Source organism: Agrobacterium larrymoorei (assembly GCF_030819275.1).
In the GTDB taxonomy this organism is placed as follows: Bacteria; Pseudomonadota; Alphaproteobacteria; order Rhizobiales; family Rhizobiaceae; genus Agrobacterium; species Agrobacterium larrymoorei_B.
On the sequence record NZ_JAUTBL010000002.1, the window covers coordinates 1125758 to 1147023 of the forward strand.

Below are 21266 nucleotides of genomic sequence, written 5' to 3' on the forward strand. Positions count from 1 at the left end.
CGAACATCAGCACAGCTGAAAAGTGGCGGCGACAAAACTGCCGCCGCCACAACCATTAGCCGAGCATCAGACGGAACTTGGCAAAGCCTTCGGCACCATCGCCGGCGTCTTCGATCTTGGCACCCTTCACATCCTTGGCATATTGACGGCCTTTCGGGCCCGTCTCGAAGATCGCTGTCGTGTCAGCCACCTTTGCAAAAGACCAGTTGTCGTCAGCGGATGGATTGATCGTGCCCTGATTCATGATGTAGCGCACGATCACATCGCGGTTGGTATCGGGGGCGACGAAGATGATCTTGTCGCTGCCGATCGCCGGGAACTTGCCGCCACCGCTGGCGCGGTAATTGTTCGTGGCAACAACGAATTTCTGTTCCGGGTTGATCGGCTTGCCCTGGAATTGCAGATTGACGATGCGGCTGCTGTCCGGATTGACCGCCTTGCCGTCCTTGTCGAACTTTGCAGGTTTCGACACATCGATCTGGTAGGTGACACCGTCGATGACATCGAAATTGTAGGATGGGAAGTCGCTGCTCAGCAGGGGGGCGTCCTTGGAGCCAGCCTTGACGGTGTTGAACATGCCGGCCGACATTTCCAGCCAGTCCTTGACCTGCGCGCCGTTGATGAGGACGGCCTGCACCGTGTTTGGATAGAGGTAGAGGTCGGCGACATTCTTGATCGCAATGTCACCGGCGGGGACATCGGTGTAATAGTCTGCGCCGCCACGACCACCGGATTTGAAGGGCGCGGCTGCGGAAAGCACCGGCAGGTCCTTGTACTGGCCTTCCTTCAGCATATCCTTGATGTACCAGGTCTGTGCATTGGAGACGATCTGCACGGACGGATCGTCGGCCACCAGCGCGAAATAGGAGTAGAGCGGCGCAGAGCTCTTGCCGACGGGACGGCGCACATAGGCGAGTGCTCCCTCGTGATCGGTCTTGACCGCCTCGATGATTTCCGGCTTGTCCTTGACATCGGCCACGATCTTGCGGTTGTCGTCGCGGTGGTAGATGGGGCGGGCTTCCGAGGTGAAGTCGACGATCTTCCAGCTCTTGCCGTCCTTTTCCAGCAGCAGGTCAATGAGGCCCATATGCGAGCCCCAGAAGCCCGCCATGACGGCAGGCTTGCCCATCAGCGTGCCCTTGACGGGATCGGCGCCTTCGATGCCATCCCAGGTCTTGGGGCCCGGGAAGACCAGATGCTGGTGACCAGTGAAGACCGCATCGATCCCTTGAACGCCTGCGAGATAAAGAGAGGCGTTTTCCATGCGCTCGCTTTGGCCCTTGCCATCGATACCGGAGTGGGAGAGCGCAATCACGATATCCGCGCCCTGTTCCTTCATCACCGGCACCCAGGCTTTGGCGGCATCGACGATGTCGCGCGTCTGCGCCTTGCCTTCGAGGTTCTTTGCATCCCACATCATGATCTGTGGCGGAACGAAGCCGATGATGCCGACCTTGATCGGGCTTGTCGCGCCAGAGCCATCGCGGATCTGCTTTTCCAGGATCACATAGGGCTTGAAGTAAAGTTCATCCTGCTTCGGATCGGACGCGAGCTGGCCCTTGGTCAAGTTGGCGCAGACATAAGGGAATTTCGCCCCGCCCAACGTGTTGAACATGAAATCGAGGCCGTAATTGAACTCGTGATTGCCGAGCGTGCCGCAATCATACCCGAGCACATTCATGGCATTGATGACAGGGTGTTTGTCGCCCGCCTTCATGCCCCGCTCATAGGCGATGTAATCGCCAAGCGGGTTGCCCTGGAGGAAGTCGCCGTTATCGACCAGCATCGAGTTGCCGGCTTCGGCGCGTATGGCATCGATCAAGGATGCCGTGCGTGCCAGACCCAACGTGTCGTTCGGCTTATCGGCGTAGTAGTCGTAAGGAAAAACGTGAACGTGGATATCGGTGGTTTCCATGATGCGCAGATGCGCCTGGTTGCCCTCAGCACGCGCCGCAAAAGGATGCAGCATGACGAAGGCGGACGACGCCGCGATGCCGCTTAAGAGAGAACGGCGCGTGATAGGGTGAAGGCCGATAAGGGACGACATGGAAACTCCTGATCTCAAAATACGATGACCTGTCTAAGCGGGGACAAGGTAAAACGAATTGCTGAGGAGTCTACCAGCAAAATGACAGGTGTAGGACGCACGCCACCCTCATGGCTGAATGAGCAAAATTTAATCTTTTGCACCAAGGCCTTGGCCGTCATCACCTCTGTCGATGCGGCATTGAAAGCAATTGTTGCGTGCCGAGCGAACGTGCACATAGGCGATGTCCGGCCTTGCAAGCAGTTCCTGTGCACGAGCGGCGATCTCAGCCGTCGGCGTCACCGCACCCGTGCCATAAACGATGCGGTCGCCCGCATCGTAACCCCGGACGATGTAGTCTGCGCTATACAGCATTGCCGGCGGAACCTGCGCGCCATCATAAGTCCCGCACGCCTCGGCATGAATGAAAATCGGCCCGGTCTCGGCGTAAGGTTGCACATGGCGAAAGGGCCGGTAGGAGACAAGCAGAGCCGAATCACCCTCCCTGATCTGCCCCAGACAGGCGCGGCAGGGCAGGTCCCCGGTAGCGATCATCCGTTCAGGCACTTGGCCGTTCGAATCCGGTTTGCCAAGCCTGATGGCCTCGACATGCTGCTGGGGCAATGCGGTGAATATGATGGTGGTCATGGCGGATCCTCGCTGAGTTGCTTCTTTGTCGCTATGGCTGCCAAACAATCGTCTATCCACCCGTTTCTTGTCGTTAAGCGAAACCAACCCATTGCGTGGACCGTTCTCTTTAGCGATCTATGCTGCGTCCTCGTTCTGGAAAGTTGACGTCAATGCTGCGCAGGTTTCGAACCGTTCTTTCGGTCGCTCTTTTATGTTCTGCCATGCCGGCTGCACAGGCGCAGGTTGCACCTGCGCTTGACGATCTTTCCGACGACCAGCTGCAGCAGACGGTCAATTTTGTGATCGGCAACGCGGTATTTGGCCTCTATCATGAAGCGGCCAAGATGCTGATCTCCGATTTCGGCCTTCCCGATGCGGGGGAAGGTAAGAACACCGCCGACGAGCTTGCCGCGACCATCATGTTGGAAGGCAATCAGGAGTGGCTGGACACGGCCATCGTCAATGCGACCGATAGCTGGTACCTCGCGCGCGGTGCCGGGGAGCTTCCCGAGCACGATGCGCCGCTCTATACGATTCTCGTCCCGAACGTCGTCCGCGACCACCAGATGGCGTGCCTTATGGTCGGCAAGGATAACGAAGGCTATGGCGATCTCGCGGAAATGATGGGGCTGCCAAAGGATGAGTGGAAGGCCTGTGAAGTGGCCTATCCGCAGACCGTGGCGCGCTGGAACGATTTGCTTAAGCCATATGTAAAGACGCCGGGCACGACGAAATTCGTGATCAACTATGAACCCGCACGCGACCCCTTTCTCGACATCTATGCGACGATGGTGAAGGAGTCGAAAGTGCTGGACCTGATCGCCCACGGTTTCAGCGCCTACAAGCTGAAGGGCGAGGTGAAATTGACAGCCAGAAGCTGCGGCCGGCCCGATGCCTATTGGTCTGAAGAACGCCGCGAAATCACCTATTGCTACGAACTTGCCAAATTCCACGGCGAGCTGATCGCAGCCCATCTTCTCGCGACGAATGGCAATCGCGGTGACGCACCTGCGAAGGAAATCCCGACCGCTGTCAAACTCGGTCAGGAACTTTAAGCACTGTCACTCAATCGCCTACAGCGACGTGATAATGACAGGCTGGATGGATCCACCCCCGATACAGGAGGGGGATGCCAACCGGGCGGCTCAACCGCGTCGCGAAATCTCCAGATACTCGCTGTCGGTCAGGGGCTCTACCCAGGCCTCATAGGTACTGACAGGTGAGAAGCCCATCATCTGATAGAGCTGCAACGCGCGTGGATGATCCAGCGTATTGGTGGAGACGGTGACCTTCTTCGGATTATCCTGCCAGATTGAATAGAGCGCCTGGAGCAGGAACCATTTGCCGACGCCGGCGCCGATCGCCTCTTCCATGAGACCGAAGTAAGAAAGTTCGGTCACCTCGTCGCTGCTTCTGTTGAACTCGAAGAAGCCAGCAGGCGAACCGTTGAGATAGAGAACCGTGACGCAGTTCTTAGGGTCATGCAGCACAGCGGAAAGTTCGGCATCGCTCATGCGCATGCGCTTCTGCCAATGCCAGCGCTTGCCGACCCGCCAGTAGAGATAGCGATAGAAATGCAGCGGGATGTTGTGCGTGCGCATGATTGCCGTCTGGATATTGACCGGCACGGGAAGGCTGACCTTCGGTGCGGATGTCATCTCCAACTGTGTGACATGGGCCTTCAGCGGACCGTAGGTGACAGTGGGCAGAGGCTCTGCAGGGCCTGTAACGACGGGCGTATCCTGCTTCGATCCCCATTCCGACCATGACCCGTCATAGAGCGAGTTGTCCGAATGACCGAGCGATTCCAATGCCAGTGTCACAACGGCGGCGGTGACGCCCGAGCCACAGCTGGTAACGACTCGCTTGGAAAGATCGATGCCAGCTTCGGCAATCATCTTGCGGATCGTTGGCAGATCCTTGAAGTGGCCGTTTTCCGAAAAGGCGGTGGCAGGCAGACTGCGGGCACCGGGCATATGGCCGGAACGCATGCCGGCGCGAGGCTCGGCCTCGTCGCCGGTGAAGCGGCCTGCGCCTCTGGCGTCCGCCACCTGCTTTTCGCCCTTATCGACGACAGCGCGCATATCTGAGAATGAGGTGACACGGTTCGCCTTGAACTCGGCGTGAAACTCTGTCGTCTCAATCTGCGGGGCTCCGGTCTCAAGCGGTTTGCCGGCAGCCTTCCAGCCATCGAGGCCACCATCCAGCACATAGACCTTTTCGGCACCCATAACGCGCAGCATCCACCACACGCGTGGCGCGGAGAAGAAGCCTGGGCCATCATAGACTATGATGGTGTCCATCTCGGAGATGCCGAGCTTGCCGACTTCCTCTGCGAAGAACTCCGGCGAGGGCAGAGAATGTGGAAGACCCGTGTCATGATCGGCAATCGCATCCTGATCGAAGAAGACGGCGCCCGGAATATGGCCGGTGGCATACTCCTGCTTCCCGTCGCGCTTATGCGCGGGCAGATACCATGAGGCATCGACGATGCGGAAATGTGGCGTTCCGAGCTGCTGCTCGACCCAATCCGCCGAAACGACGAAACGGCTTTTATCGGTGCTCACGATATTTCTCCCAGAAATCAGGCGGCGTCGGCGGGTTTGCCGAAGCGGATACGGAAACGGCGGTTTTCCTTGCCCTTCTTTTCGATCTTGGCGATGTAAATCTCGCCGACTTCCTGCGTTTCGGACACATGAGTGCCGCCGCAGGGCTGGCTGTCAACCGAAGAATTCTCGCCGATGCAGACAAGGCTGACACGGCCAAGCCCGACGGGTGGGCGAACATGCTTGGATTTGACGATGCCCGGATTGGCCGCCAGTTCCTCGTCGGTGATCCACTGCAGGTAAATCGGGTGGTTCTGCTCCACGAGTTCCATCAGCTTGGCGGTGACATCATCCTTGTCGATGGTCTCCGACATATCGAAATCGACGCGCGACTCCTCCTCGCCAACGGCCGCACCGGTGATCGGCCATGAGCAGACGACGGAGAGAAGGTGGCAAGCGGTGTGCATGCGCATCAGCTTGTAGCGGCGCTGCCAGTCGATGTGGAGGGTCAGCTTTTCCCCGATCTCTGGAGAGGGTTGTCCTTCCAGAGGAACATGGATGATGACGCTTTTGTCCGCGCCGTGGCGGGTCACGCCGAGTTCGATCTTCGAACCATCGGCGCGCTCGAGAAAGCCCGTATCGCCAGGCTGCCCGCCGGATGTGGCATAGAAGCAGGTCTGATCCAGCTCTATGCCACCATCGTCATGCACTGCCGTGACCACCGCTTCGCAAGTTGAAAGATAAAAATCATCACGAAACAGGGCATTCACGGGCATGCTGCATTCACCTCAGACGGTTTCGTACGGAACCGAAATCTCTTTCTTTTCCGTCAGCCAGGCGGGAAGGGGAAGCCCCTTGGATCGCAGGAAGTCCGGGTTGAAGAGCTTGGACTGGTAACGGTTACCGTAGTCACAAAGTATGGTGACGATTGTATGCCCCGGTCCGAGGTCGCGGGCAAGCCGAATTGCACCGGCAATGTTAATGCCGGAGGAACCGCCAAGGCACAGGCCGTCCTTCGTGATCAGTTCGAAGATGATCGGCAGGGCCTCGGAATCCGGGATCTTATAGGCAAAATCCGGTGTAAAGCCTTCGAGATTGGCCGTGATGCGACCCTGGCCGATGCCTTCAGTGATGGAGGATCCTTCAGACTTCAGAACGCCGTTCTTGTAGAACTCGTAAAGGGCGGCCCCCTCCGGATCGGCAAGACCGATCTTGATGTCCGGGTTGAAATCGCGAAGACCGTCCGCGACGCCCGCGAGCGTTCCACCGGAGCCGACGGCGCAGATGAAGCCATCCACCTTGCCATCCGTCTGGTCCCAGATTTCCGGTGCCGTCGTTTCGATATGCGCCTGACGGTTGGCAATATTGTCGAACTGGTTTGCCCAGATCGCTCCGTTCGGATCGGTTGCCGCAATCTGCTTTGCCAGACGCCCGGAGACTTTCACGTAGTTATTGGGGTTGGAGTAGGGCGCTGCCGGCACTTCGACGAGCTGGGCGCCAAGAAGCTTCAGCGCGTCCTTCTTCTCCTGGCTTTGGGTCTCAGGGATGACGATGACCGTCTTGTAGCCAAGCGCGTTGGCCACCAGCGCAAGCCCAATGCCGGTATTGCCAGCCGTACCCTCGACGATGGTGCCGCCGGGACGTAAGAGGCCACGGCGTTCCGCATCGCGAATGATGAACAGCGCGGCACGATCCTTGACCGACTGGCCCGGATTCATGAACTCGGCCTTGCCCAGAATTTCGCAGCCCGTGGCCTCGGATGCTGCCTTGAGGCGGATGAGCGGCGTGTTGCCAATTGCGGTCAGCACGGAAGAATGGATGGTCATGATCAGGCCTTCTGTCCAGTCAGCGATTCAAAGCCGTTATGTCGTTATCTAACAGCCTTGTGACAAGAAATTATCTTCTGACGAAGAGAGTTCCAGCGCAAAATATTACCCATACCGCGGTTATTCACTCTTCTTGATCTGAGAGTAGGCGTTAAGCGCTCGCTGGCGTGCCTCATTATGATCGACGACTGGCTTCGGATAGGTCGTGCCCAATTCGATTCCGGCTTTTTCCAGCACCTGCTTTGGCGCATCGAACGGCTTGTGAATGTACTTGGCATCGACCTTCGAAAGCTCCGGCACGAAGGTTTTGACATAGTCGCCGTCAGGGTCGAATTTTTCTCCCTGAATGATGGGATTGAAGATGCGGAAAAACGGCGAGGCATCCGCACCCGATCCCGCCACCCACTGCCAGTTGCCCGCATTCGAGGCCGGGTCGGCATCCACAAGCGTATCACGAAACCACTTCTCTCCCTTGCGCCAGTCGATCAGCAGATGCTTGATCATGAAGGATGCGGTGATCATCCGCACGCGATTGTGCATGACGCCGTGCTTCCACAGCTGTCGCATTCCAGCATCAACGATCGGATAGCCCGTCATCCCCTTCTTCCAGGCGTTGAAGTTGGCTGTGTTCGTTTTCCATTCGAACGCATCGAAGCTCTCATTCCAGTTCTTCTCGTTGAGCTTTGGAAAGTGGAAGAGAAGATGGTAGCAGAACTCGCGCCAGACGATTTCCTTGCGAAAACGGCTGATGTCGTTCGAGGCGATATGGGACGAAAGGCCTTTGGTAGCATGCCAAAGCTGGGCAGGTGTGATTTCCCCGTGGGCAAGGTGCGGAGAGAGCATCGAGGTTGCAGGCTGTGCCGGGAAGTCACGACCCTTCTCATACCCCTTCAGCGCGCTATCGATGAAATCGTCTAGCCGCTCTTTTGCTCCCGCTTCCCCTGGCGTCCAGACCTCCGAGAAATCCTTGGCCCAATCCGGTTTCGTTGGCAGAAGCTTCCAGCTGTCCAGCTTTTCAGACTTCGGCCAGCTGGATGGCGTTGGTATCTGGCGCGGCTTAGCTGTCGGCTCCGGCGGCTCGTCACCGCCTTCGATGGCACGCCAGAAAGGGGTGTAGACGCGATAGGGTCCACCGCTCTTCGTCGTTACCTTGGATGGTTCGTGCAGAAGGTGACCTGAGAAACTCTCGACCTCACATCCATCATCGCGAAGCTGCTTCTTGAGGTGGCTATCGATCTCCATGCCATCGGGGTCGTACCGACGGTTCCAAAAGATCGTGCTCGCGCCAATGTCACTGATCAGTGACTTGAGGACTTTAGCGGGGTCTCCACTGCGCAGGATCAGGCGACTTCCAAGCTTCTCCAACTGGTCGGAGAGGGCTTTCAGCGAGTGATGCAGCCACCACTCCTGCGCGCCGCCCAAGGGGCCGTTCGAGCCCTGCCGATCCTCGAGAATATACAGCGGGACGATTGCTCCACCATGCTCCCGCGCGGCTGCAAGGGCGCGATTGTCAGAAAGGCGCAAGTCCTTGCGAAACCAAAGAATAATGGGGCTTTCCTGCATCGTCATAGGCGTTCCTTCCGCTTTCATCTGTAACGCGCATAAGGGTGTTTCGCTCCCGTGCAACGACAGTAATACGGTGGCGCGGTACCTATGGTTTTTGAAGGGTAAATTTTGTCAGGTTTTAATCAAAACGGGTGGAACCATATGCTGGACGTGACGTTGGAGGCACGTGAATTGAGTATGGAAGACCCACCAATGATGCTGAATGAAGTAAAATGGGATGCGCCTGTCGTGATCTCCCTGGAGAACGGCGCGCCTCGCACCTTCAACGGCGCTTATGAAGCCTTTGATTTTCTCCAACACGAGTGGCCCAGCCGTCATGGCAAGGCGTATGAGCAGGCGTTGCGCCTCTGCAGAGCATCGCTTCTGGGTAGTGTTTCGGGCGAGATTGCCCGGACCGCTTTCGTTGAGGCGAGCCGCGATGCAAACCGCCTCGTGGAGATGCCTAAGCTCGCATCGTAAGCGATCCGTTTGATCTTCAAGCGAAGAATACCTTTTCAGCCACCCGTCGCGTTCCCGCCGGGTGGCTTTTTGCTGGCCTCTATGGCTTCGGTGGCGGGTTGAGGCGGACGCCCGAGGACACATTCTTGCCGAAAAATTCCGGGCCGGGCCTCGACTTGACCTCAAAAAAATGGTTGCTGAAACGTTAACGCCGACAATCGTTTGGCCGAATGGGACTGAAATGGGGCAGGTTGATCGTGCGCAAAATCCGCTACTCCACCGTTTCCACTGCAATGGGTTTTTGCGCCTTCGCATGGCATGACGGCGGCATCTGTCGTTTCCAGTTGCCCGTTGATCTAGAAGATGACGCCAAGGCGCATCTATTACGCCGCGTGCCCAACGCCGAACATTGCGAACCGGGTGTGGAAGCAAAATATCTGCTGGAAAAAGTGAGAGCCTACTTCACCGGTCAGCGCGTCGAGTTTCATGATACGAAGCTCGATATCGGTCCCCAAAGTGATTTCTTTTCAACTGTTTACGATGCCGTAAGGGCTATGCCGTGGGGAACATCGAAAACCTACGGAGAAATCGCCAGGGAACTGAATGCTCCCCCGCAGGCCGCCCAAATCGTTGGGCAGGCGATGGCAAAAAATCCGCTGCCGCTTCTTATCCCATGTCATCGGGTTCTCGCTGCTGGCGGTAAAGTGGGTGGCTTTTCTGCGGAAGGCGGCGTGAAGACAAAGCAGCGAATGTTAGAGTTGGAAGGTCTTTTCAAAAACAAGCCTAAACTCGAACAGGCTTCGCTATTTTGATAACGCCAAAGGCGATTTCGGGGCATAACATACCCATAATCGCCCATGTCTGGTCAAATTCTCGCTAAATTCGAAGCATAGACGGCTCAACAGCAGCCGCCGTGAGCGAGCCACTTCGCTCCCGGGCTGCCCTACTTTGAATGTGCGCAAGGACACTTCGGCGCGGGCTGGAGCCAGGTGTCCTGTGCTTTTAAAGGGCAAGAGTGTGAGAGTATCTGCGTTTCTTTTGGCTGTCGGGCTTTGCGCCGTGGCCATGACCCCCGCTTCGGCGGGAATGTTGAACCAAGCCGAGCAATATGCCGGTCTTCATGAAGGCAAGAACAACAAGACGCTGAAAGCAATTTTGGGCGTCAATCCTCGTAAAACCCCGTGGTGCGGCCACTTCCTCAGCGTTGTTGCAGAAAAATCGGGGCGCACCCCTCCAAAGTCCTCCGGCTTTGCCAAATCCTGGAAATCATTCGGTTATGCCGTTCCGGTCGGCGCTGCCAAACCCGGTGACGTTGTGGTCGTTCGAAGCGGCAAGCACTACCATGCAGGTATCTTGAAAAGCATGAGTGGCGCCACCGCCCAAATCCTGGGCGGTAATCAGTCCGGTCGCGTACAGGTCTCCAACTTCAGCCGCAAGTCCATCGTCTCGGTTCGTCGTTGACCGAGCTTCCAGTCAGAATGAGTCAATGCACGTCAACACATTCTGTCCATAGCAGGACGACAACCTAAAGAGAGAAGCCAGGGCGAGATAGATATCACCGTGAAGTTCTCTTCGGGTGCGGCGACTATGGCTGTTCGCGGGTGCCTGGAGCGGCATCGCGCTGGTCGTCATCTTCCAAGTCCGTTGCAACGATGAAGGCATCCTCGTGCTGACGTGCCGCTTGTCTGCGCGCTCTGAGGCTTGTCAGTTCGTCGGGATCCAATTCCTGCTGATGCTGGGTCAGATCGCCTTCAGTCTCGAAGCGCGCGACGTCTTCGTCCTTGATGTCGAGATGATTGTTCTTGTGAATCGTCGATTTGTCGTCGGCCATGTTAAGCTCCATCTATTTTGGTTTCGTGATAGGGAAACGGGCAGGGTGCAGCTTCGTTCCTTTTGTCACCGCTCAGGCAAAACATCGGAGTAAGAGCGCAGGAACCAATAAGAGTGCCGATTGTTTTCCCGCTATCTAAAACGGGAGAAGCACCATGGAAGTCGATCGCGAATCCGAAATACGCAACAAGGCCTATGAAAAGTGGGAAAGCGAAGGTCGGCGTGATGGCGACCATGAGCGCCACTGGCAGGAAGCTGAATTGGAAATTGATGCGACCCGCAACACGTCTGTGCTGGGCGTCGAGGATGAGGCTGCCGCCGGTGAATCGCCTGCCGTGATCTCGCTCAACCGCGAGCAGTCGCAAGACAAAGGTCAGGCCAATGACGAGCTTGAAGAAGGCTTGGAAGACACCTTCCCGGCAAGCGACTCGGTGTCCGCTACATCGACAGCGGTTTCCGGCCGCGCTGGCAAGCGTTGAAACCCAGCGTTTTTTCCACAAGCCGGATATGAGAAGAGTTCAAGGCGATCGCTACAGCGGTCGCCTTTTTCATGTGCGATGAGATACCCGCCGGTGAGGGGGCTTAGTGGACGGCTGGCTCCTCATCGCCAAGAAAGCTCCTGATGCCATCTCGCTCACACGTAGCAAGAAACTCCTCCCAGGCGTCCTTGTCTGTGGCGAAGGGCTCGTCCCAGGTCGTCACGTCATCCTCTTCGGAGATGACCTCCAATTGCCAGTCCTGCTGCGTTCCAGCAGGCCGGAAGATATCCACAAGCACAGTGATGCCGTCGTCTTCGAACTCTCCTGAAAACTCGGAATGTTCCAGCTTGTCTTTCTTGGCCATATCAGCCTCCAGCTCCGGTCGGCGCATCGGGCGCCAGATGTTCTTTATATTGGACGGTCTCAGACTGGTCGGTATCGAATTCGCCGGGTGACTTCAAAAGTCGTAAACCTGGACCGCCGGCTGCAGAGGTCTGATTGTCGTTGATGAAGGAAATCCCAGCCTTTTCCAAAGCTGCTCGGAACCTGTCGCCCAATTGAGGATCGGAGCCGCTTTCCCGACTTTCAAAAGACGTTAAAGCAGCATGATCAACACCGGCTGCTTCGACAAGCTTTTCCGGTGCCCAGTCGAGCAGGGCGCGCGCGGCTCTGCATTGCGAAGCGGTGATCGACATATCCGCAGCCTCCATGACGACAAGTGACCGAAGCGTCTGCCTTGATCCTTATTCGTCGTATCGAATATGCGATCTCGTCGCAACGATGAGTAGGCTCAAGACGTTGGATAGTCAGAGATTTTTCAGCGGCATCTTTGGAGAGATATTTTGCTTACAATGCGGTCGATTGTAAAAATGGCTCCCCGGGCCGGATTCGAACCGGCGACCTGTCGATTAACAGTCGAATGCTCTACCGCTGAGCTACCAGGGAACGTGCGCCGCTTTGCGTGGCGTGAGCGGGGTAATACAAACGCTTTGACGATTTGCCAAGCGCTTTTTTCAAAAAAAATGCATTCCTCTTGTTTTATCCACTGAAGGCTCCACGTTTCCGGGCATGACGATGTTGAAAAAAGTTTCCCCAACCCTGTTGAACCGAGGTGATCTGGCGTGAATTTCGGTATTCACCCCAAAACGGGGCGGCTTCACATGGGCAAATGGAGCGTAGCGATGCCGCGCTCGCGTGTTGGGCGCATTGTGATCGGTACGTTGCTCATTATTGGCGGCTTTCTCGGCTTCTTGCCGATCCTCGGCTTCTGGATGGTCCCACTCGGCCTTTTGGTACTATCTCAGGATTTACGCATCGTTCGCCGCAAACGGCGTCAGTTGGCCATCTGGTGGGAATATCGTAAGCGCGCTCGTCAGGCGCGCCGCGGAGGAGAAAAGGACCTCAGGCGCCCGTAAGCGAGTTGCTGAGGCCCTGGCCCGCCCACACGGCCGCATAGGCCAACGCTGCGAAGTAAATCGTCGTCAGCGCAAGAAACAGATAGCCACCCAGCACTGTGGCCCCGTCGCGCTGGATCATCCCTGCAGAGAATAAAAGGATGGCGATCCCCGGCAGGGTATTCGAGAAGGGAATGAAGCCGAGTGGCATCATCAGCAACAGACCGGACACCATAATGGCAATTCCGTTCACCCGGTTCATGATCGCACCGGTTGTCAGGGAAAGTAGGCGTGGGCGAATATACCTGTCCAGCCACGACACGATGTGGATGCCCTTTTGCAGCGCTGGCACAAGGCGCGCCGTCTCCATCTGCCGATCAAGAATGCGTTTGGGCAACCACGGCAGCCGGTTCAGAATGATGGCGAGGCTGATCATGATGATGGCGGCCCCAAATACCGTGCTGACGCCTGGAATGGAAACGGGAATGAGGAAGGGCAGGGAGGCAATGGCGCACATCAGGAGGAGGCCCTGTTCGCCGATAGCCTCCATCAATTCCCGTAAAGTGATCGTCTTTCCGCCAAGCTGATTGATCAGTTTTTGCAAAACGGAACTGAGATTTTCAGACGTATCCTTGAACGCGAAGTCCTGCGTCATGCCTTCTCCCGAAATCAATTAGAACTCCGGGAGTGATATCATTCATGGCCAGAAGTGACTATCCGCAAATGCTCAAAGCAGGTGCGGTGACTGGCATGGATACGGCGTGGGCGATCGAAATCGTCAGTGCGAAACCCACTTGCTGTAGGCACCCAATAAAAGAACAAACATCAAGATGCCGAGAATAAACGGGTTCAGCGAAGTAAAGAAATTAACGTAGTCCATAACTGTCTCCTCCTCAGTATGTCCTCGCATCTTCATTCTACGCCGAATCAATGGAAACGCCAGAATAAAAGCAATTCAGACTGCGATGCAGCAAAACGTCGCGCGCGTATTCATGAAATGCCGATATTTTACCTTTCGCGCCGCAGCATTTTTGTATACCGAGCGTCATAATGTTGCGCCGCATCATTTGCCATCCATGCATTTGGTCGGTATGGCAGGTCACAAGTGGCGGCTTCAAAAACCAGCTGATGCGTCAGAGTGGGACGTGGCTGCGCCTGATCAGTACCAAACTCGCAGGATTGAACGGAGACGAAAAATGCTGAAGGGTCTTTATGCCTGGGCGATGAACCTTGCAGCACGCAAAACCGCCGTCTGGTGGCTAGCGATCATTGCCTTTATCGAAAGCTCGATCTTTTTCCTTCCGGCGGATGTCCTGTTTCTGCCCATGGTTCTGGCAAAGCCCCGCAAAGCGATGTTTTACGCAACGGTTGCGACCGCCGCATCGGTGCTTGGCGGAATTGCCGGATGGTATCTTGGCCATTACGCCTTTGAAAGTGTTGCCCGTCCGCTGCTGGAGTTTTACGGCAAGTTGGATGCGTTCGAGCAGCTGAAGGCCTCGGTTGATTATCAAACAATCGTGCTTTTGCTGATCACGTCAGGCCTCGCGCACCTTCCACCCATCAAGGTGGTGACGATCCTATCCGGTGCTGCGAATATCAGCCTCGGCCTCTTCATCATCACGGCGGTCGTGACGCGCGGCGCTCGCTTCTTCATCCTCGCGGGTCTGTTGCAGCGCTACGGCGAAAGCATCCGGCACTTCATCGAAAAGCGCCTCGGCATGATCGCGACACTCATCGCCAGCGCTTTGATAGCCCTTTATGCCGTCTATATCTTCGTTCGGTGACATGATGCCGACTTGCCCGTTTGTCGGGTGAGAAACGTTCATCTTGATGTCAGCCTCAGCATCTATCCCTCCCGCCAATAGCAGTCGGAAGATGGATATCATGCGCAAAAAACTGATCACCCTGATGGGCGCCGTGGCGGTACTACTGCTAAGCTTCTTCGGCTATCTGGGCTTCCTCCAACTCTCCGGAAACTTCCATGAGGTGCTGGCCGGCGAACTCTATCGATCAAACCAGCCAAGCGCCGAGCAGTTGGCACTTTATGTGAAGCAACACAGCATCAAGACCGTCATCAATCTGCGCGGCGAGAACGACGGATCCACCTGGTACAAGGATGAGGTCTCGGAGTCCAAGGCCCTCGGCGTCCATCACGTTGATTTCGCCATGTCGGCGCGTGAAGCGCTCTCGATGGACAAGGCGGAAGCCCTGGTCGAGATCATGCGTTCGTCACCAAAACCGATCCTCATTCACTGTCGATCCGGATCCGACCGTACAGGCCTCGCCTCCGCCCTCTATCTGGGCAAGATTGCAGGGGTCGATCCTGAGACTGCAGAGAAGCAGTTGTCCATCCGCTATGGTCACCTGAGTGTGCCGGTTGTCTCCGCAGCCTATCCCATGGATGAGAGCTGGGAGCGGATCGAAAACAGTTTAGCGCGGATGTAGGCACGGCAATCAATAGTGTCGTTGCTGCGCCTGGTCGCTCACATAACTTTCACTTTTAGCTTTCCCGCATTTTCAGGTCGGGACCTCACGTCTTTGTTCTGGAGAGGTGTTAGAGCGTTTCCTTGTTAAATAGAAACAGTTCTGTTGGTTCAAACGGAATCGACTGATTGTCCGGAGGGCGCGTGCCGTAGCCAAAGCATACGGCCAAGCCGTCCGGGCAAGCAGGTGGCCCGTTTCAACCAACCCGAAGGGCCGGGCATCTTTCCGCCAGGCTCAAAGGCGATCGGCTCGACCGTACCTTTGGGTATGCCCTTCGCCAATCGCCTTTGCCCTGACGAAAACCTGCTCCGGCAGAACGTTTCTATTTAACAAGGAAACGCTCTAGCCCGTATCGGCCTTCATCTGGCGCCTCAGCCACTGATAGGCGCCCGCATTTCGCCGCAGCACTTTTGTCAGCCGAGAGGGACTATTCTACCAAATAATCTCTCTCGGAATGCCGGGTTAGACTTGCAGGTTTGACATCCAATCATAAAAATATGCGACGTGTTGTGACGCAACGATCCTCAACCCGGGGTGCTTGCCAAACAGGATTCGCCTATGACCAAGTATCAGATGCCCGCCTTGTGTTTCACTGCCTATTGCCTTGTTGTTGGGCTGGCCGTTGTAGTGACCTCGCCGGCTTATGCGGCGGCGGCCGGCGATCGCCGCACGGTATCGGAACCGACCTTACCCACCCAGCTCTGCGCCACGCTCTCACCTCAGCCAGCCGCGCAAAGCGCATCCGCGCAACAGGCGTGGGACACGCAGGGGCTTCAGGCGGCAATCGATGCATGCCCCGCAGGTCAGGCGGTCAAGCTGTCGGCTGGCACCGCTGGCGGTCGATTCGTCAGCGGCCCGCTGACCATTCGTTCCGGCGTCACCCTCTGGCTCGACCGAGGCGTGGTGCTGGCCGCAGTCGCTGATCCTCACGCCTATGACCGAGGCAACGGGACGTGCGGAACGATCGATACGAAAGGGCAGGGCTGTCGCCCCTTCATTCTGTTTGAAAAAACGCAAGGCGCAGCTTTGGTCGGTGATGGCCTTATCGACGGTCAGGGTGGCGCGCTTATGGCCGGCAGCAACGAGACCTGGTGGCAACTTGCGCGCCGCGCCCAAAGCCAAGGAGGCAAACAGAACAATCCACGGCTAATCCAGGTTGATGACGGCGCCGACATCGTTTTCTACCGCGTGACGTTGAAAAATGCGCCAAACTTCCACATCATGCTGAACGGTGTGAAGGGCGCCACACTCTGGGGCGTGCGGATCGACACACCTGCGGACGCGCGCAACACGGATGGCATCGATCCTGCCGGTTCGCAGGACGTGACCATCGCTCACAGCTTCATCCGTGGCGGGGACGACAACATCGCCATCAAGGGCGGAAGCGCTCCGACCCGTTACGTCTCGATTCTCGACAGTCACCTCTATTGGGGTCATGGCCTTTCGATCGGCAGTGAGACCGAATCGGGTGTGAGTGACATACTCGTCCAAAACGTCACCATCGACGGGGCGACGTCCGGATTGCGTATCAAGAGCGATATCAGTCGGGGCGGGCTCGTCAGCGCCATCCAATATGAGAATGTGTGCCTGCGCGGAAATCGTAACCCCATCGACTTTGATACCCGTTACGACAAACAGGCCCATGGCTCTGACATCCCGGTTTACCGTGACATTCTGCTGCGCAGTGTAACGGGCGAGACAGGGACGCTGGTCCTCCGCGGCTATGATGCCGCCCATCCGATCTCAGCGACGTTTGACGGTGTGCGTTTCGATCCGAACGTAAGCTGGCAGATCGAGAACGCCACCCTATCTGTTGGCCCGGGCGGCATCACACCTGCGCCACCCGTAGAGGTGTCGTCTGTTCCCCAGCCTTCGGCTCCATCGGACAAAGCAGCTCCACCCAATTGCGCGGGACGCTGGCTGGATTTTCCATCAGCGAACTGACCCGCCGGTCTCCCTACAGCAAACAATGATTTTCGGTGTTTTGTCCTGCGGACTTGATTTTTAGGGTTGCGTGCGAGACGCCTTCTATATAAACGCGTCTCTTGTGTCGGAGCGTAGCGCAGCCCGGTAGCGCACTTGACTGGGGGTCAAGGGGTCGCAGGTTCAAGTCCTGTCGCTCCGACCATTTTTGAGGTTCTCCCCAAGCCTCGATATTTCTGAGAAAAGCCTTGGCATCAGCCATTTGACGATCTTCGCATGGAGACGGCGCAGCTGATTATTCTCACGCAGCTGCCTCTCAAGCGCTCATTTTTGAATTTTCTAATGGAACGCTCAAGCGGGACGGCGTGTTACTCTATCGTAAAAAGGCGAGGCGTCGCTGGGCGTGCTTTGCAAGAGATGGAGAGAAAGATGAACAGCATTATCTATATCGTCGGTCTGGTTGTCGTCGTTGGCATGGTCCTGTCTTTCGTCGGCTTAGCCTGACAGGACAGGCGTCTCGTATTTGAGGTGCCGATATGCGCGAGGTAGCGCAGCAGGACAGTGTGCTGCGCCCCTCCCGAAGACGATCAGTTCTCCTGCACGGACACGCCGTTTGGTCCGATGTTCATTTCGATACCCTTAGGCTTCGACTCTTCGTGCCACACATAGATACCAAGAGCGGCGACGAGTACGACCAGCGCGCCAATGATGAAGTAGAGATTGTTAGACCGCGTCATTCGGATTTCCCCTGAAAATGAAGATGTACGGCGGATCAACGCGGAAAATCCTGCCTGGTTCCACGGGGAGGTGGTAATCGGTTACAGGTCCATCAATAGGCGTTTTCCGATTTTAGCAAACGGATCGGCGTCAGGAAGAGAATCTTGAGGTCGAGCCAAAGAGACCAGTTTTCAATATAGTAGAGATCGAACGCGGTGCGTTGCTTGATCTTGTCGCTATTGTCGATCTCGCCGCGCCAACCGTTGATCTGCGCCCATCCGGTAACGCCCGGCTTGACCTTGTGGCGGGCGAAGTAGTGTTCCACGACTTCGGTATATTTCAAGTCGCCCGTCTGCGCATGGACGGCATGGGGTCTGGGGCCGACGAGGGATAGACCTCCCGCCAGCACGTTGAAGAGCTGAGGCAATTCGTCCAGCGAGGACTTGCGCAAGAAACGACCGACCGGCGTGACGCGCGGATCATTCTTGGTTACCGCCTTCACAGCACTCGGGTCGCTCATCTCCGTATACATCGAGCGAAACTTCCAGACATTAATCGTCTCGTTGTTGAAACCGTGGCGTTTCTGCTTGAAGAACACCGGACCTTTGGAGGTCGTTTTGACGGCGATCGCGGCCCCGATCATCACGGGCCAGAGCAGGAGAAGGGCGATGACACTGAACAGGATATCGAACACCCGTTTCGCCACGCCGTCCCAATCCCGGATGGGCTTGTCCACCACGTCGAGCATCGGCACGCTGCCATCGCGCGAATAGGAGCGGGGCCGGAAACGCAATTTGTTGGCATGGGCCGCGATGCGGATATCGACAGGCAGCACCCAGAGCGTTCGAAGAAGCTCCATGATGCGCGCTTCCGCACTGGTGGGAAGTGCGATGATCAGCATGTCGAGCTTCGTCATGCGGGCGAACTCGACCAGTTCGGCAAAGGTGCCAAGCTTCGGATAGCCAGCGACGATCTCTGGTGAGCGGGCACCTGTGCGATCGTCGAAGATGCCGCATATCCGGATGTCGTTATCGTGTTGCTCCAGAGAGCGTATCAAGTCTCTTGCCGCCTGGCCGCCACCAACGATGACGGCTCGGCGCTCCATCACACCGTTGCGGCCCCAGTGACGAATGACGAGACCGACGATCGATCTTTCCAGAAGAAGAAAGACCGACCCCGCCGCAACCCACCAAGCAAAGCCAGCCCAGGAGTACCCCTCCTCGCTTAGCAGCATTTGCATTGCTCCGGCTGTCACGCCACATGCGGTGAGAAATGAACCCACGATGCGCGCCGCCATCGCCAGAGGGCGACGCAGCGAGGGAAGCTGGTAGGTATCGGTGAGCTGAAGCAGAAGGGCGGTGAGACCCGCGTTGAAGAGACAGGCGACGACGAGCGCCAAATGAGCGCTCCAACTGCCGGAAATCTCCATGCCATTGAGGGCAATCGAGATGATGGAAAGGCCGACGAACTCGAAGACGCGCAACTGACCGATGACCATATTCGGTGAGTGGCTGGTATCGCGAAGTTGGTTGGCGATCTGTCGGGCGAAGGGATTGAGGGTCGGTTGACCGCCGTCTCCTTTACGTGCTGCCTTTTGATAGAGTTGCAACCGCACGACATCGAGATCGGAGTTGCGTCCGTCTCTTTCTTGATCGCCCATGGACTTATCCCACCATCATTACGAGATATGGATAAGCTACAGATAATAAAAGAAGCGTTGACGATTTCCACATGAAAATCGCTTTGCGCACTCGGTTTGACTGCAGCGCCCAAAGGAATTGTCAGGCTGCTGCAGCAGTAATGGGGGCGGGATACGCAATACCAGTTTACCCGCAACTATGGACAGAAGCTTGAGGCTGCCCGATCGGCGCCCGCTGCTTTTGCCGCTGAACTTGAAATTCTGGCTTTAGCTATGATGAAGCCAGAGAGCGCTGTGACGCAATGTCGTCAAAAGAAACGTTCCCGCACATAGATGGTGTCGCCGGCCAGGACGGGTGCTGAGATCAGCACGCGTCCGGTATTGACATCGGCATTGAGCTTGCGCGTCACATCGACATCGCGCTGATTTGCGCGTGACGTGAAGCCACCCGCAACGGCTATGGCGTTTTGTATCGTCATGCCCGGTACGTAGGAGTACTGTCCGGGTCTGCCCACTTCACCCATGACGAAGACCGGGCGATAGCGATCGACCTCGATGCTGACGTCTGGATTGCGCAGATAGCCTTTGCGAAGCTGCGCTGCGAGCGCTGCTTCGACTTGCTTGGCTGTTCTGCCGCGTGCGGGGATTTGTCCAACGAGAGGAAAGGCGATGTAACCCGCTTGGTCGACAGTGTAGGTGTTTGTGAGGCCGGTTTGGTCGAAAACGGTGACGCGCAACCTGTCGCCGCTATCCAGGCGATAGGGCTGCAAGGCGGCTGCATTGATGGCCGAGGGCGCCGGTTGATACGCAGCGCAACCACCAAGCGTCATTGTGGCAGCAAGGGCAAAAGCCGATATCAAACGTGGGATGGCGAAATTCATTCGCAATCAGGCTCCGGGACATTTCTTGACCCCAGTTATCCGTTCGTCATGGTTAATTCCCGGTAAAGAAAACTTTTTTTGGAGGAATTTCGCTTAAGCGCATCGCGATGCCCTCGTGGTGCGTAGGGTTTAACGCTTGTGTTACTGCAGCACGGTTAGAAAGGAAGAACGGTGGCGGCACTGCTGAAGCTGCCGGCGATGAGGAAAAGAAGACGCCATGAACGCGAACGACAATGCGACCGAACCCCAGGATGATCTTAATCCTCCATCTGCCGAGGCGGGTCTTCCGATAGCTTACGTCGCTGACCTTCTCGTCATGCCAGGTGCCAAGCCCATTGCCGTCGTCGCGTCCCCCAGTGGGACCGATGGATCGACGGCCACCGTTATGCTGGCAAGAGCGATCGCCGAACTGGCGCGATCCGTGGTGCTTGTGGACATGACGGCGACAGGTGCGCCGTCGCGGCTGATGGTAACGGACGAAACGCTGCCGGGTATTATGGACCTGTTAACGGGCGATGCAGCCTTCGGCGAGACCATCCATCGCGACCGGCTCTCCACCGCGCATATCGTCCCGCAGGGCGTGGGCTCAGGACACCGCGTCAGTGGTGTCCTCGACCGGCTTCTGATGGTACTTGGGGCATTGTCGGGAAGTTACGACACCGTGCTGCTTGAGTTCGGCGCAGCCGATCCAACCGAGATTTCCCGCATCCTCAAATATATCGATGCGGATATCGTTCTTTCTGTTCCCGATGCCGACCCTGTTGTCCTCCGCGAAGCGGAGACATCGTTCCGCGCAAGCGGTCACAGTCAGATCATTCCGATGGTATTGGCAGCGAGAAGCGTCTCGGGTCGCACAGCTTAGGCCTGAAAGATCTGCTCGTCAGCGC

General features: G+C 56.8%; 23 protein-coding genes and 2 tRNA genes. 11 read left to right on the forward strand and 14 right to left on the reverse strand.

The window, feature by feature from the left end:
- Positions 1-55: 55 nt before the first annotated feature.
- A complete protein-coding gene (locus QE408_RS14065; protein ID WP_306932104.1) occupies positions 56-2047 on the reverse strand; it encodes a bifunctional 2',3'-cyclic-nucleotide 2'-phosphodiesterase/3'-nucleotidase in 1992 nt (663 codons plus the stop codon).
- Positions 2048-2176: 129 nt separating this feature from the next.
- Positions 2177-2674 (reverse strand): DUF1203 domain-containing protein, encoded by a 498-nt coding sequence (locus QE408_RS14070; RefSeq protein WP_306932106.1) that lies wholly within the window; start codon positions 2672-2674, stop codon positions 2177-2179.
- 152 nt (positions 2675-2826) lie between these two features.
- Here QE408_RS14070 and QE408_RS14075 point away from each other — a divergent pair, with 152 nt between their 5' ends.
- On the forward strand, positions 2827-3711 hold the full coding sequence (locus tag QE408_RS14075) for a DUF4344 domain-containing metallopeptidase (protein ID WP_306932108.1): 885 nt from the start codon (positions 2827-2829) through the stop codon (positions 3709-3711).
- Positions 3712-3801: 90 nt separating this feature from the next.
- Here the strand turns inward: QE408_RS14075 and sseA are convergent, their stop codons facing one another.
- The 4 genes from sseA to QE408_RS14095 form a co-directional block, all read right to left on the reverse strand.
- Positions 3802-5223 carry a 3-mercaptopyruvate sulfurtransferase gene (gene sseA / locus QE408_RS14080; protein ID WP_306932110.1) on the reverse strand — a complete coding sequence of 474 codons (1422 nt, stop codon included), beginning with the start codon at positions 5221-5223 and terminating at the stop codon, positions 3802-3804.
- Between the two features lie 17 nt (positions 5224-5240).
- Complete coding sequence (locus QE408_RS14085; protein ID WP_306932111.1) at positions 5241-5978, reverse strand: alanyl-tRNA editing protein; 738 nt, start codon at positions 5976-5978, stop codon at positions 5241-5243.
- Positions 5979-5990: 12 nt separating this feature from the next.
- Positions 5991-7028: a cysteine synthase A gene (locus QE408_RS14090; RefSeq protein WP_306932112.1), complete on the reverse strand. Its 1038-nt coding sequence runs from the start codon at positions 7026-7028 to the stop codon at positions 5991-5993.
- A 120-nt stretch (positions 7029-7148) separates the two neighbouring features.
- The gene (locus QE408_RS14095; protein ID WP_306932113.1) at positions 7149-8597 is read right to left on the reverse strand and encodes a cryptochrome/photolyase family protein; all 1449 of its coding nucleotides are present in this window, start codon (positions 8595-8597) and stop codon (positions 7149-7151) included.
- Between the two features lie 189 nt (positions 8598-8786).
- On the opposite strand from QE408_RS14095, the gene QE408_RS14100 reads away from it, so the two are divergent.
- The 3 genes from QE408_RS14100 (at position 8787) to QE408_RS14110 (ending at position 10493) form a co-directional block, all read left to right on the forward strand.
- Positions 8787-9053: a DUF982 domain-containing protein gene (locus tag QE408_RS14100; protein WP_296022258.1), complete on the forward strand. Its 267-nt coding sequence runs from the start codon at positions 8787-8789 to the stop codon at positions 9051-9053.
- A gap of 236 nt (positions 9054-9289) precedes the next feature.
- Positions 9290-9844, forward strand: coding sequence for a methylated-DNA--[protein]-cysteine S-methyltransferase (locus QE408_RS14105; protein ID WP_306932115.1), 555 nt, complete (start codon positions 9290-9292; stop codon positions 9842-9844).
- A 205-nt stretch (positions 9845-10049) separates the two neighbouring features.
- A complete protein-coding gene (locus tag QE408_RS14110; protein ID WP_373465549.1) occupies positions 10050-10493 on the forward strand; it encodes a TIGR02594 family protein in 444 nt (147 codons plus the stop codon).
- A gap of 124 nt (positions 10494-10617) precedes the next feature.
- On the opposite strand, the gene QE408_RS14115 is transcribed toward QE408_RS14110, so the two are convergent.
- Positions 10618-10863, reverse strand: coding sequence for a hypothetical protein (locus QE408_RS14115; RefSeq protein WP_306932117.1), 246 nt, complete (start codon positions 10861-10863; stop codon positions 10618-10620).
- A gap of 154 nt (positions 10864-11017) precedes the next feature.
- Between QE408_RS14115 and QE408_RS14120 the strand changes: the two genes are divergently transcribed.
- Complete coding sequence (locus tag QE408_RS14120) at positions 11018-11341, forward strand: DUF2934 domain-containing protein (RefSeq protein WP_306932119.1); 324 nt, start codon at positions 11018-11020, stop codon at positions 11339-11341.
- Positions 11342-11444: 103 nt separating this feature from the next.
- Here the strand turns inward: QE408_RS14120 and QE408_RS14125 are convergent, their stop codons facing one another.
- The 3 genes from QE408_RS14125 to QE408_RS14135 form a co-directional block, all read right to left on the reverse strand.
- Complete coding sequence (locus QE408_RS14125; protein ID WP_306932121.1) at positions 11445-11705, reverse strand: hypothetical protein; 261 nt, start codon at positions 11703-11705, stop codon at positions 11445-11447.
- 1 nt (position 11706) lies between these two features.
- Positions 11707-12036, reverse strand: coding sequence for an XRE family transcriptional regulator (locus tag QE408_RS14130; RefSeq protein WP_306932122.1), 330 nt, complete (start codon positions 12034-12036; stop codon positions 11707-11709).
- A 175-nt stretch (positions 12037-12211) separates the two neighbouring features.
- A tRNA-Asn gene (locus QE408_RS14135) sits at positions 12212-12286 on the reverse strand.
- Positions 12287-12462: 176 nt separating this feature from the next.
- On the opposite strand from QE408_RS14135, the gene QE408_RS14140 reads away from it, so the two are divergent.
- Positions 12463-12756, forward strand: coding sequence for a hypothetical protein (locus QE408_RS14140; protein ID WP_306932124.1), 294 nt, complete (start codon positions 12463-12465; stop codon positions 12754-12756).
- On the opposite strand, the gene QE408_RS14145 is transcribed toward QE408_RS14140, so the two are convergent.
- The gene (locus QE408_RS14145) at positions 12743-13390 is read right to left on the reverse strand and encodes an exopolysaccharide biosynthesis protein (RefSeq protein ID WP_306932126.1); all 648 of its coding nucleotides are present in this window, start codon (positions 13388-13390) and stop codon (positions 12743-12745) included. The two genes, QE408_RS14140 and QE408_RS14145, sit on opposite strands and share 14 nt — an antisense overlap.
- 541 nt (positions 13391-13931) lie before the next feature.
- On the opposite strand from QE408_RS14145, the gene QE408_RS14150 reads away from it, so the two are divergent.
- The 4 genes from QE408_RS14150 to QE408_RS14165 all read left to right on the forward strand — a co-directional run bounded on the left by QE408_RS14150 (position 13932) and on the right by QE408_RS14165 (position 17347).
- The gene (locus QE408_RS14150; RefSeq protein WP_306932128.1) at positions 13932-14519 is read left to right on the forward strand and encodes a YqaA family protein; all 588 of its coding nucleotides are present in this window, start codon (positions 13932-13934) and stop codon (positions 14517-14519) included.
- A gap of 133 nt (positions 14520-14652) precedes the next feature.
- Positions 14653-15180, forward strand: coding sequence for a dual specificity protein phosphatase family protein (locus tag QE408_RS14155; RefSeq protein ID WP_306934807.1), 528 nt, complete (start codon positions 14653-14655; stop codon positions 15178-15180).
- Positions 15181-15777: 597 nt separating this feature from the next.
- Positions 15778-17163: a glycoside hydrolase family 28 protein gene (locus tag QE408_RS14160; protein ID WP_306932130.1), complete on the forward strand. Its 1386-nt coding sequence runs from the start codon at positions 15778-15780 to the stop codon at positions 17161-17163.
- Positions 17164-17270: 107 nt separating this feature from the next.
- Positions 17271-17347, forward strand: a tRNA-Pro gene (locus QE408_RS14165).
- A 382-nt stretch (positions 17348-17729) separates the two neighbouring features.
- Here QE408_RS14165 and QE408_RS14170 read toward each other — a convergent pair.
- The 3 genes from QE408_RS14170 to QE408_RS14180 all read right to left on the reverse strand — a co-directional run bounded on the left by QE408_RS14170 (position 17730) and on the right by QE408_RS14180 (position 20379).
- Positions 17730-17879, reverse strand: coding sequence for a hypothetical protein (locus QE408_RS14170; protein ID WP_111847855.1), 150 nt, complete (start codon positions 17877-17879; stop codon positions 17730-17732).
- 92 nt (positions 17880-17971) lie between these two features.
- Positions 17972-19519, reverse strand: coding sequence for an undecaprenyl-phosphate glucose phosphotransferase (locus QE408_RS14175; RefSeq protein WP_306932133.1), 1548 nt, complete (start codon positions 19517-19519; stop codon positions 17972-17974).
- Positions 19520-19806: 287 nt separating this feature from the next.
- Positions 19807-20379, reverse strand: a complete 573-nt coding sequence (locus QE408_RS14180; protein ID WP_306932134.1) for a polysaccharide biosynthesis/export family protein — start codon at positions 20377-20379, stop codon at positions 19807-19809.
- A 217-nt stretch (positions 20380-20596) separates the two neighbouring features.
- On the opposite strand from QE408_RS14180, the gene QE408_RS14185 reads away from it, so the two are divergent.
- Entirely contained in the window at positions 20597-21241 is a 645-nt protein-coding gene (locus QE408_RS14185; protein ID WP_306932136.1) for a hypothetical protein, read from the forward strand.
- Positions 21242-21266 lie beyond the last annotated feature (25 nt).